General features: G+C 63.4%; 9 protein-coding genes. 3 read left to right on the forward strand and 6 right to left on the reverse strand.

Annotation, left to right across the window (positions count from 1 at the left end; all coding sequences use genetic code 11):
• Window positions 1–287 (forward strand): hypothetical protein (locus QZY48_RS28030; RefSeq protein ID WP_295436940.1); only part of this gene is annotated, 287 nt, incomplete at its 5' end.
• A gap of 112 nt (window positions 288–399) precedes the next feature.
• Here the strand turns inward: QZY48_RS28030 and QZY48_RS28035 are convergent.
• From QZY48_RS28035 to QZY48_RS28055, 5 genes are all read right to left on the reverse strand, one after another.
• Window positions 400–1,068: a GGDEF domain-containing protein gene (locus QZY48_RS28035; RefSeq protein WP_295436941.1), complete on the reverse strand. Its 669-nt coding sequence runs from the start codon at window positions 1,066–1,068 to the stop codon at window positions 400–402.
• Between the two features lie 451 nt (window positions 1,069–1,519).
• On the reverse strand, window positions 1,520–3,475 hold the full coding sequence (locus QZY48_RS28040; RefSeq protein WP_295436942.1) for an HIRAN domain-containing protein: 1,956 nt from the start codon (window positions 3,473–3,475) through the stop codon (window positions 1,520–1,522).
• Between the two features lie 174 nt (window positions 3,476–3,649).
• The gene (locus QZY48_RS28045; protein ID WP_295436943.1) at window positions 3,650–5,458 is read right to left on the reverse strand and encodes an N-6 DNA methylase; all 1,809 of its coding nucleotides are present in this window, start codon (window positions 5,456–5,458) and stop codon (window positions 3,650–3,652) included.
• A gap of 551 nt (window positions 5,459–6,009) precedes the next feature.
• Window positions 6,010–7,257, reverse strand: coding sequence for a restriction endonuclease subunit S (locus QZY48_RS28050; protein ID WP_295436944.1), 1,248 nt, complete (start codon window positions 7,255–7,257; stop codon window positions 6,010–6,012).
• On the reverse strand, window positions 7,254–9,665 hold the full coding sequence (locus tag QZY48_RS28055; protein ID WP_295436945.1) for a DEAD/DEAH box helicase family protein: 2,412 nt from the start codon (window positions 9,663–9,665) through the stop codon (window positions 7,254–7,256). The genes QZY48_RS28050 and QZY48_RS28055 overlap by 4 nt, the downstream gene beginning before the upstream one ends.
• A 265-nt stretch (window positions 9,666–9,930) precedes the next feature.
• Here QZY48_RS28055 and QZY48_RS28060 point away from each other — a divergent pair, with 265 nt between their 5' ends.
• Window positions 9,931–10,251 (forward strand): nucleotidyltransferase domain-containing protein, encoded by a 321-nt coding sequence (locus QZY48_RS28060; RefSeq protein ID WP_295436946.1) that lies wholly within the window; start codon window positions 9,931–9,933, stop codon window positions 10,249–10,251.
• On the forward strand, window positions 10,241–10,660 hold the full coding sequence (locus tag QZY48_RS28065) for a HEPN domain-containing protein (RefSeq protein WP_157817749.1): 420 nt from the start codon (window positions 10,241–10,243) through the stop codon (window positions 10,658–10,660). Before QZY48_RS28060 ends, QZY48_RS28065 begins: the two co-directional genes overlap by 11 nt.
• Before the next feature lie 34 nt (window positions 10,661–10,694).
• On the opposite strand, the gene QZY48_RS28070 is transcribed toward QZY48_RS28065, so the two are convergent.
• The gene (locus tag QZY48_RS28070) at window positions 10,695–11,153 is read right to left on the reverse strand and encodes an antitoxin Xre-like helix-turn-helix domain-containing protein (protein ID WP_295436947.1); all 459 of its coding nucleotides are present in this window, start codon (window positions 11,151–11,153) and stop codon (window positions 10,695–10,697) included.
• Window positions 11,154–11,407: the final 254 nt, after the last annotated feature.

An 11,407-nucleotide genomic window follows, 5' to 3' on the forward strand; every position in this document is an offset into this window, starting at 1 on the left:
CTAATCCCAAGTCACACGGAAGTCACGAGGAATTTTATAACTTGGCTTTGGAATATGAATTTACCAAGCAGGAGGGCCGACTATTTCACGGAACAAAGAGATCCGCGAAGTTAACGGAAAAGGTGGTGTGTGCGGTTGACTACGACAACGAAAACATACACTGCACCGATGAAAATGGTATCGTTGACGGAAAAATCGCGAGTAAAGACAAGATTCTTTCACACTACCACCATGTCACGCCTGAAGAATCAGTAGTGTCGATTTGCACATGGGAACGGATCAAGTGATCCACGACGGCCCACGGCCTTACCGCAGTGGGCTTTTCCTGCAGCAAGCCCTTCATGCCAATAGGGAGACAGCGACGGCGACGGCTACGCTAATGCGCAGGATGCGCCGCCGCTACACCGTCGCCGCGACACAGACGCGATTACGCCCGTCGCGTTTGGCCTGATACAGGGCATGATCGGCCGCCTTCAATAACGTTTCCAGTTCGATGTCGGCTTGCCGGGAATGCGACGCCAGGCCGATGCTGCTGGTGATCCGGATATCAGCGGGAAGCGTCTGAGCGACGGTTGACGATAATTCCTCACACAGCCGTTCGGCAATACCCAGCGCGGCGGCTGAGTCCGTAGCGGGCAGAAAGATGACAAACTCGTCGCCCCCGATGCGCGCGAGGATATCACCCTGGCGCAAGTTGCACCGACAGATCATGCTGAACCAGCGCAAGACCTGATCCCCAACCGCATGACCATAGGTATCGTTGATTTCTTTGAAATGATCGATGTCGAAGACCAGGAGGCTGTTGGGACGGATGGTCAGGTGCGCGGCCAACCGGTAGCGCTCCCGATAATAGGCAAGCGCGCAACCGGGCAGTACCACCAACAAGGCTGCCAGGCCGGCCCAGAGCACCGGTCGCGGGTAACCAGCGAGCCAGTACCATAACAGGAAAGACAGGATACCCAGGGCGGTCAGGACGCTGCCGAAGCGCGTCGTCGCGGCCAGGGTCGAGTCATAGGCCAGGGAAATACGATCCCTTGGATCCGGCTGGGGCCTGGTCGTGGTGTTCATCGACATTCCCTCGTGTGTCGCATCGTCACTGTTCGGATACCGGCTCCGGACGCCAGCCGGGCCTATGACCTGCCGCCGGCGCCACGGCCTGGCTCATCATCGCAGTCAAAAACAGCATTGCCGCTCGGGAAAACTGCGCAGTGATCCGCCGCGACGAGGCCCGCCAGCGGGCGCGTGACCGGCCAACGCCTCGCGATCCTGGGCCATCAAGCCCGAACCGGAGGTCGAGGCTTCAGCCGGACGACAGCACCGAAGGCGTACGGACAATTCTTACACAATCTTGGAATCGCGGGACGACAAGAAGCGACCGGGAACCCAGCTCCCAGGACGGCGAGCACCCCTTGAGCCGCTCGGCCAAGCCCTTGACCGAACTGTCCCGACTTCGGCTTCGGCACAGATTGGCGACAGCTGCGGGGGCTTACGGGCGAGGTGTGGGTTGCGGCATGTCATGCTAGGCGAGTCCGTTGACCTCAACCTGGTACCCAACAGGAACACGGTAATACCACCAGTGTGTTGCCGGGCAATGCCCGTACGCCTGCTCCCAAGCCTCACCCCAGACATGCGGCGACGGCTGGGCACTCGACAGGAAATCGAAGTCTGCCGTATCGAGCGCCAGGCTCACGCGGCGGGCGACACGTCTGGGCCACAACAGCACTTGCTCGCGCACCTGGGTACGCAGATGCAGCCCCTGCCGATACGATTCCCGGTTCAGAGGATCGGACCAGGCGACGGGTACCACAGTGACCCAGTGCACGAAGGCCGACCAATAGCCGGCGAGCGCATGAGGAGTGACCCAGGGTGGGACGATCGGCCCATTGTCACGCCATAACCAGACAGCGTCGCTCGGGCACCGTGACTGTGCGAACGCGGGCGGCGGCAACGCATTGCGCAGCATCTGGTGAGACACGCCGAAATAGCGCTGGGACAACAGGTCGGCGATCCGCTCCAAGTCATGGAGCCGCAGCCGATTCAGGCGCCGGTATGGGACGCACACCGTCAGCAGCCGGATCGTCGCGTACGGATCGGGCGTCCGGGCCGCAGCGTTGCGGGCGAAACACTCGACCAGGTAGAGATCCGTGTTTCCGGCCGTCCGAACACGACGGCGGTGGCAGCGCCTGCTGTGCGGTTGGAGACGGCGCAGGTGCTCGGCCAGTGCATACAACTCATCGGCCGATCCGGTCTCGGTCTCCATCAACTCGATAGCGTACTCGATCAAACGGCGCAGCTCGGCGTAGGGAACCGGCGGGGGCGGAAACAAATCCGGCCACTTCAACTCTGCCTCGCGGCGCTGCGTCTCCTCTTGTGGATTGCGCGGGATGCACTCCAGGGCCTCCCGCAGCGCGGCGACCTGCAGCCCGATGGTCAGTGCCGTATCCCAGCTCAGGGCACGCACCACCATCATCCGGCTGACCGGGATCAGGCCGCAGCGTTCGTGGTCGTCCATCAGCCTCAACCAACGGAAGAGACATCGCAACACCTGCTCACGGCGGGCGGCCGGCAAACGTTCGGCGCGGGGCGTAGGGGCACAGACCGCCGGATCACTGCTCAGGATTGCAGTGACTGCCGAGATCTCCGAAAGGAAGGCCCAATCCAACCGATCGATCGGGCGGGTCCCGGGTCCGGCCCCAAGCGCCGGCGCGGGATCCCCGAGGTGTCGCCGCTTCCACGCCGCGAGCGTGAGTGCAACGGACAGCCGCCAATCGTTGTCGGGCACGGCGGGGTCCGCGACCGGTGGGGCCTCGTCCAGCAGGCAGTGCATGACCAGCGTCAACAGGCCGACCCGACGGCGCAAGGGGTCAGTCCAGCCCTGCATGAAGTCATGGAACAGGTTTACCCAACCCACGGGCCTGCCGGTCTGTTCGGGATGCCGTAGCGCCCAGAGATCGAGCGCCCAGTTCAAGGCGTCGTCCAGATTCCGATAACCCACGAGGCCCTTACCCGCCCCAAATCCGCGGCGGGCGTTGGCCAGGGCATTGGCCAGGGCGTTGGCCTGGTAAGGCGGGCCCAGGGTCCGGCAGAGTGGGCGCTCCATATCCGCAGGCGCCGCAGCGTCCGGCGTATCCCCAGGCGCAAGCGAAAGGATCTTGATGCGGATGCCAAGCTGGGGACCCTCCTGATCGACGTGCACGACGTGGCAGCTCAGGGTGAGCCCGGCGTCCAGGCGGCGCGCCACTCCAGCGTTAAGCCGGCGCGGGACATAGCCGAGCTTCACTCCGTCCGCGCTCAGGATCTCGACTGCATTACCGTCGTGTGGGTTGTTCGGCTCACGACGTAATGACAGGGGGTACCCATCGCCCAGCCGCTGTGCGACACCACGCGCGTCGTAATAGAAGACGCCTGCGACCCACGCATCGACCAGGACCAGGCCGCCCTTACCCGCGGCTTCGGGCTCGATTGGTTGCTTCATCCCGGTGACTCATGTTGGCGAAAGGGGTTGGGGCGTGCTTAGGAAGATGGCCTGGATCATAATCCCGGCCACACCACCCACCGCGAGGTTGCTGGTCCGCACAGCGGACCCTACGGGGACGGCGCCACCGTAGGGTCCGCTGTGCGGACCGATCGCCGTCGAGCCGAACGAAGATCAAGGCCCGCGCAGTTGCGCCAGCACCGCGGCGATCTCCCGGCCTTTCTGCTCGATGAAATCCAAGAGGTCGGCGGGGGTGCGGGCATCGCCGTCGGCCGACCGATTGGGATTGACCGCCTTGAGGTCGTAGAGCTGGTTCTCGATGTCGTCGGCCTTGCCCTCCAGGGTGCGGGCCTCCTTGGTCAGGGCGCCGAAGCGGGCCTGCGCCGCGGTGATCGCGGCCTCGTCCTGGTCCTTGCGCGAAGTCGCCTTGAGCTGTTGCAGGCGCTCACCGAAGGGGGCCGCCTCGCGTCGTTTGGTCAGCGCCTGGTCGCGGTAGGGCTGCGCCTGCGCCTTGAGCTGGTCGCGCCGGGCGGCAAGATCGAGCGTCCAACTGAAGGGGCTGTCGGCACGGGTTGCGAGCAGCTTCAGAAAGCCGCAATCGTCCTCGATCGCCGCTTCCTGGTCATCCGTGACTGGCAGCCCCGCGGTGTCCAGGCGGGGCACCATCCGGTGCTCGAAGGTCGCCCGGGTCAGGGGCCTGGTCTTCGACACCTTGATATCCGACAGGTCGTAGTACCAGATCCGCTCGCTCGGGCGCCCGCTCCGAAAGAACAGCAGGTTGGTCTTTACCCCGGCGCCGGCCTGGGTGAAGACCCCGCCGGGCAGGCTCAGGATGCACCAGAGGTCGAACTCATCGAGCAGCTTGCGCTTGGTCTTGATGAAGGCGTCCTCGTTGGTACGGAACAGCAGTCCCTCGTCGACCACGATGCCGCAGCGCCCGTCCCGCGGGTCCAGGCTGTTCATCACATGCTGGAGGAACAGCACCTGGGTGGAGCCGGTCTTGTAGTCGAAGTGGTCCTGGGCGCCGACGCCCTCCTTGCCGCCGAAGGGCGGATTGGTCGCCACCACCTGGAAGGTCGGCGGAGCCCCAGCGAACAGGTCGCCGAACACCCTCTCACCGGTCAGCGTATTGCCGAACCAGATATGCGGGTGGTCGATGCCGTGCAGGACCAGGTTCGCCAGCGCGACCGGATAGATCAGCGACTCCTTCTCGCGCCCGTAGAAGGTCTGTTCCTTGAGTTGCTCGCGCTCATCGGGGCTGCCGGTGCCGGCATCCAGGGCGCGCAGCATGTATTGATAGGCCTCCGCCAGAAAGCCGCCGGTACCGCAGCCGGGATCGTAGACGGTCTCACCGATGCGCGGGTCTAGGACCTCGATCACCACGCGCACCACCACGCGCGGGGTGAAGAACTGACCGCCGTCGTTGTTCTTCTCACCCATCTTGAGCAGCAGGCCCTCATAGACCTGTGACAGGGCGAAGACCTGGGTCTGATCGATGCGCTCGTTGCGCAGTTCATGGACCTTGTCGAGCACGTCGCGGAAGTTCTTCTCGGTGTCGATGCGGGTGCGCTCCACACCGCGCATGATCTCGCTGATCAGCTTTTGCCGCACGCTGGCCTCGGGCTGGGTTTCGAGGGCCTTGAGGTGCGGCAAAAGCTCCTCGTTCACGAACCTAAAGAACAAGCCTGGTCGTTCGCCCTCCAGCGCGCGACGCTGGGTGCCGTCCGGTGCGCCCCAATCGCGCCAGCGGTACGGCGCCGTGAGTGACGGCAGGAAGTTGCGCCCGAGGATGGCGCTCTCGCGCTGCTCGCGCTGCTCGGTCTCGTCGAGGACGCGCAGGAACAGGATCCAGGTCAGTTCCGGGACATATTGCACGGCGCTGGTGACATTGCCGCGGCGCATGATGTCGCAGATGGCCTTGACCGCCTGGTCGACTGATTGACGGCTCGCCAGGCGCTTGCCGTTGGGGGCCTGCTTGGCCATGTCATTACCTATATCGCGAAAGAGGTCTCACGCCAAGGCGCCAAGGCGCCAGGAAGAGAACACGTCGGTCGGGTTGGCGCCGCGTAACCCGACGTCCGGAACCGGGGCCAAGGGGAAAGAGGGATCACGCGGAGGCGCAGAGACGCAGAGAAGAACAAGAAATCTCTCACGGAGACACAGAGACACGGAGAAAGGCACTTCCGGATCTCCGTGCCTCTGTGTCTTTGTGAGAGAATAATTCTGTGTTGGCCGCTGTGCGGCCCGGGGTGACCACCGGCGCCCGCCACGAGCGCGGTCACGATCACACCAGGCGCCAGGAAGCATAAGAATTCTCTCACAAAGACACAAAGACGCAAAGAAGAAGAGGAATGATCACGCCAAGGCGCCAAGCTCGTCAAGAACGAGAAGTTGATCGCCGCGCCGGGGAACGAGAAGAATGGTGTCACGCACAGGGGCGGAGACGCAGAGAAAATCAAGACATTCTCTTCTCTGCGTCTCCGCGTCTCTGCGTGAGACTCTTCTCTTTTGCAAAGTTGCGGATAGCGCCAAGGTCATAGGGCACCGGAGAAGGCTTGGCGAAGGATCGCTCCGGACAGCGTTGCTATCCCCGTGTATTGCTTATTGATTAGCTCCTCCGCTGTCTCCGTTGATTTCCGGCGCACCGCTAGCAGGGTAGCCAGTCGTTTCTGTTCTGGCAATGGCGGTAATGGGACTAACAAGTTGTTCACTTTACCCGTACTAAGGGTATAAAGCCCACTGGTCGTTTCCGCCTTTTCCAGCATCTGTTGTTTGCCTCCATCGCTGTTTAGGTATGCACTGACAAATTGCGGACTACAGAGATCTCTATCAAGGCGCACTCTAATAACATGGTTTTGATGAACCCACTCTTGTCCGTCCGCGATGAAAAGGGCATTGCGCCCGATGTGATCGCGACTACCATTCCCTTCCACAATGAGCAGGTCTTCATCCTCAAGCCGATAACGCTCAACTTCCCTTGGGGTTACCTCAAAGCGCTCTACGGCGGTCAAATCGAGGTATCCGCGTTGAACGTTGCGTACAGTCAAGTAGGGCCTGCTGTGCTTATTCGGCGCCCGATGCGGCGTCTTTTGCATGCCGCCAATCACTTGGGCCAAATCCCCAAGCGTTGATATGGGCCAATTTATCGCGTCCTCGCTCTCGAATACCTCTCGCAGATAGGCAGCCGGCAGAGCACGGGCTGCATCAAGCCGTGCCGCGCTGGCTTGCCGCGCCCGCTCGACGGCGGCGAGCTTGGTCTTGAGCAGTTGGGCGATGCGCTGTTGTTCCAACAGCGTCGGAAGAAAAATCGGCAGCGCACTGAGCTTATCGAACTTAACCGCACTTTGACCGATCCAGCGATCACAAATGTTCCGAAAGATCTGTTTTTGCCAAAGGTGGTTCAACCAGAAGCAAAAGAACAGCGGATCACAGGAATCAGATTGCACGCGCATCCGCGTAAAGTGGTTACTATAAACTACAGGTTCTGTATGACCAAGAAACAAGGCGCTCTTTCCGACCAATTCTGTGCTGTTCGTATTGTTGAAAACAACATCCCCTGGTTCCAGAGTATAGCGGGCAAGTAGTGCCGTATCAGTCGGCACGCGGATAAACTCTTTCCAGTCAATGTGACCAGTCGTGTTTACATTGTTCATGCGCAACTGTATTGCCCCATTTTCGTCTCTTGCTCCAGACGCAAAACCGGCCTGCACCGTTGCAACAACATCGCCAATCTGCACCAGACGCCAGCCGTCCGGGAGTGTCTCCACATCCAATTCAATCACGCTGAAAACATCCTCTCTTTCGCCTCCCGCACCAAGGCCGCCGGGTCTCCCCCGGCCTCCAGCGCCTCAAACCCGCCCGCCGCCACGAAGGCCGGCGAGGCGAATACATGAGTCGATTCCAGCCCCTCGGTCCCGCTATGCTCGAACTGCGCGACGATGGCGCGCACGGCCGCCGCGGTCTGGGGCGGCAGGCCGTCGAGCCAGTCCTCGTTCTTGATCAGGAAGGCCTGGACCCGGTTCTGGCGGGTGCGGGGTCTGATGTGGAAGCCCAAATCCCCCAAGACATCATAGAGGTCATAGTCGGCCATCTGCTCGACGGCCCGCAGCGTGGCGGGGGGATGGCCGCCGCGGACCAGTTTGTCGATCAGGGCGCGGCGCTCCTGCGGTTCGGCCCAGCGGGCGCGGAAGTCGGCCAGGGTCGGGGCCTGCTCAAGCAATTGAGTCGCCAGGCGCTGCTTGTAGACCGTCAGCAGTATCGGCTGATCGCGGCCGTCCTCCTGCCCGAGCACGTAGCGGTTCTTGCCATCGACGCTGACGTCAAAGCCATCGACCACGATCACCGGCTCCGGATCGGCCCCCCCATCCCCATCGCCATCGCCGGGCGTGCGTGGGTCGGTGATGAACTCGGCGCCGAACAGGTCGGTGGCGTCGGTGTAGTCATAGACATGGAACATGAGCTTGCCGCTCGCCTCATCGATACGGGTGCCGCGGCCGACCATCTGATAGAAGCTGATGGGTGAGTGCACATAGCGAAAGAAGACGACATTGCGCAGCCGCGGCACGTCCACCCCGGTGCTGAGCAGGTCGACGGTGGCGGCGATGAAATAGCGGCTGTTGGCACCGCGGAAGTCGGCCAGGAGCTTGCTGCCCTGGCTGGCGGCGGTGCACTTGAAGGCGTAGTCCTCGACCGGTTTGCGGCCCTGCTCCTTGCACCACTGCGCATAGCGGTTACCGATCGCGGCCGCTACGGCATCGGCATGGCTGTCGCGGGCGCAGAAGATGACGGTCTTTTGCTCGGGGCCGCCGGTGGCGAGCAGGTAATCGAACAGGTCCGCGCACATGGCGGTGACCCGGTCCGGGAGCATGACGCGGTCCTCGAAGCTCGGCGCTTCATAGCGCGCGCGGACCTGGGCCTCGCTCACCCGCAGGCCGGTGAGTGCATCACGCGGGTGGCGCGCCATGATCTGGGCGATGGTGACGCCGGTCTGGTCCAGGTTGACGCGGCCCTTGTCGATCTGGCACACGGCCAGATAGCCGTCCTCCATGGCCTGGGCCATATCGTACTCGTAGACCGGTTCGCCGAAGTACCTGCGGTTGTCGGCGGTGATCTGTTCGGCCTCGTCGATCTCGGCCGCGACCGCGGGATCGATGGCACCGCGGGGCTTGCCGATCCGTAGCCGACGGGGGGTGGCGGTGAGGCCGATGTGCACGGCGTTGGGGTTGCGGGTGAGGACCGCGGCCCACTGGCCCCAGGCGGAACGGTGGCATTCGTCGATGACGACGTGGCTGAACCAGTCCGGCGGGTAGTGGGTGTTCAGGAAGCTCGCGTCGCCGTCCTGGTCGACCCCCAGGGTCTGGTAGGTGGCGATGTGGATGCGTGCGTTGCGGGCCTGGTTGCCGCCCGCGCCGTCGGGCTTGACCTCGGCGGCGTCGCTGCCGAAGACGGCCTGAAAGGCGCCCAGGGCCTGGGTGCGCAACTCGTCGCGGTCGCAGACGAAGAGCGCGCGGGTGAGTTGCCCGGCATCCGACAGACGTTTCAGCAGGTAGACGGCGATGAAGGTCTTGCCCACCCCGGTGGCCATGGTGAGCAGGGCGCGTATGGCATCATTGGTGTTGGCGCAGTGGGCGATCTTCTCCAGGGTGGCGCGAATGGCCGCGTCCTGGTAGTAGCGGCGGCCGTCCTCACCACCCGGGTAGGGTTGCAGCAGCGGTTGGGCGGCGGCATCCGTCAATGCGAAGCCCATGCCGGCCTCGTAGCGTTGGCGCAGTTCCTCCGGGGTCGGGAACTCGGCCATCGGCCGCGGCTGGCTGATCCGGCCGGTGAAGCGGTCGAACTCGACGAACAGGTGCCCGTTGGTCGCGTAGACGAAGGGGACGTTCAGGCGTTTGGCGCGGCTGTAGCCGCGGCTCTGCTGCATCCCGTGACCGGGGGGCAGTCCCTCGTGTTTGGCCTCGACCAAGGCCAGGGCCAACGGTTGACCGGCGCCGCCGGCCAGGATGCGCAGCGTGTAGTCGACCCGGCCCTGGGCGCGGCGGCGGGGCTTGCCGGCGATGATCTCGATGGTGCCGGCGCAGACCTCGCGTTTGATCATGCCCTGCTCTTGCAGCCAGCCACGCCGACGCAGGGCGGGATCGATGAGTTCGATGCGGGTATCGGCCTCGCTGCGGCGGTTGGCGGGTGGGACCATGGCGTGAGGCGTCCTGCTGGGTGAGGTCGGTGGGCGGGGTGTCGACGGGGGTCGCGGTTCTTCGGTCAATATATCGCACGCGGCGGCAAAGCGGCATGGGATCGCACCGGGGTGCGGCGCCGGCGGGCTCACGCGGCCTGCGCCGGCGACCGGCCCGCCCGGTCTGCGGCCGCTACGTCCTTGGCAATGCCTGACCAACTGTGCCATCGTTGGCACCCGGCGGCGGCGAACCTGACCACGATGAACCCTCGGAGATCATTTTAAGGTGGATCAAGCAGATGAAGACCAGTTGAGCGAAATCGTTCGCCGCATTGTGGCGGTCAGCGACCCGCGACGGATCATCTTGTTCGGTTCGCAGGCGCGCGGTGATGCCGCACCGGATAGCGATTTCGACCTCTTGGTCGTCAAGGACGAGGTTGAGTCGCCGCGGGCCGAGTCCGGACGGATTTATCGCGCACTGGCGGGCTTGAGCATCCCCGTGGATATCGTGGTAACGCGCTCGGACTATGTTCTGGCTCATCGCGATGTCGTCGGGACCGTCGTGCGCCCGGCGTTGCGTGAGGGTAAGGTGCTGTATGCCAGATGAACCTGACGAAGTCGTCGGCAATCTTGTAGCCGAGTGGCTGCGACGGGCACAGGCCGACATGTCCGTCGCGTCGCTGACCGATGACGAGCGTATCGCACCGGAAATCGTGGCATTTCATGCACAACAAGCCGTGGAAAAATTGCTCAAGGCGCTGTTGGTCCTGCGGCAGATAGATTTCCCGCACACACACGCGATCGGCGCCCTCCTGGCGCTCTGCGAAAAGGCCGGATTCTCCGATACGCAAGACGTGATCGAAGCCAGCAGCTTGACCCGCTATGCAGTCGCTGCCCGCTATCCAGGCGAGGACGAACCTGTAAGCCGTCAGGAGGCGAGAGAGGCGGCGACCCTGGCGGGTCGGGTCGTCGCTTGGGGTTTGGCGCAGATTCCGGCAGACGTCAAGGAGCGATAGGCTGATGCTGAGGTCGGGATCTGCGCCGGGATCATCAGGCGAAGACGCCGTGCTCGATACGCCCCAGGGTATCCATCACGCCCTCGGCGCCGATGTCTGTATCCAGCAAGCTCAGCGGGGTAACTCCGCCGAGCGAGGCATTGATCGACTTGAGCCAATCGATGGTCGCGTCCAGGCCAGCGAAGACCTCCTCACCGCGCGCCACCACGCGGGCCAGACGCAGCAGCCGGGACGACTCCTCGCTGTTGAGCCTGCCCTCGCGCTTGCGCCGCGCCAGGGTACGCTCGGGAATGCCCACGGCGCTCGCCAACTCGGCCTGGGACAGGTGGGTCAGTCTGGTCAGGGCATCCACGGCGGCGGCGGGGATGCCGCGGCGGATGACCGCCACCCAGTCGAGCGCCGAGTGTGGGACGGCGGCCAGGACGCGCTGACCGCCGAGCAGGTCATCGACCGCGAGGGAAGGCGTAGCCGATAGTGCAACTGCGGGGGACATGGATCATCTCCGAAAAAGGCCAGATGGCAGCTAAACCGCGTCCAGAGCGGAACGTGTAGTTTTGTGCTAAGGTTGAGCCCCGCACCCGGAATTTCGTCAGGCGGTGAGGCCACCCACAAAGCCAGGCGTTAAGTGTATGCTGAAATTGGATCTCGCCAAGTGGAATCAAACCCCTGAGGAGCTGTGGGTTGAAGCGTTGACGGCGGCCCATGCGCGCACCCGTGAACGGTTCCTGGCCTTGTACGAACTGACCC

Origin of the sequence: uncultured Thiodictyon sp. (assembly GCF_903828115.1) — a bacterium.
GTDB lineage: Bacteria > Pseudomonadota > Gammaproteobacteria > Chromatiales > Chromatiaceae > Thiodictyon.

Excerpts from the sequence above, each read along its gene's own strand:
- QZY48_RS28035 (WP_295436941.1), bottom strand. The coding sequence starts at position 1,068 with ATGAACACCACGACCAGGCCCCAGCCGGATCCAAGGGATCGTATTTCC.
- QZY48_RS28040 (WP_295436942.1), bottom strand. The coding sequence starts at position 3,475 with ATGAAGCAACCAATCGAGCCCGAAGCCGCGGGTAAGGGCGGCCTGGTC.
- QZY48_RS28045 (WP_295436943.1), bottom strand. The coding sequence starts at position 5,458 with ATGGCCAAGCAGGCCCCCAACGGCAAGCGCCTGGCGAGCCGTCAATCA.
- QZY48_RS28055 (WP_295436945.1), bottom strand. The coding sequence starts at position 9,665 with ATGGTCCCACCCGCCAACCGCCGCAGCGAGGCCGATACCCGCATCGAA.
- QZY48_RS28065 (WP_157817749.1), top strand. The coding sequence starts at position 10,241 with ATGCCAGATGAACCTGACGAAGTCGTCGGCAATCTTGTAGCCGAGTGG.
- QZY48_RS28070 (WP_295436947.1), bottom strand. The coding sequence starts at position 11,153 with ATGTCCCCCGCAGTTGCACTATCGGCTACGCCTTCCCTCGCGGTCGAT.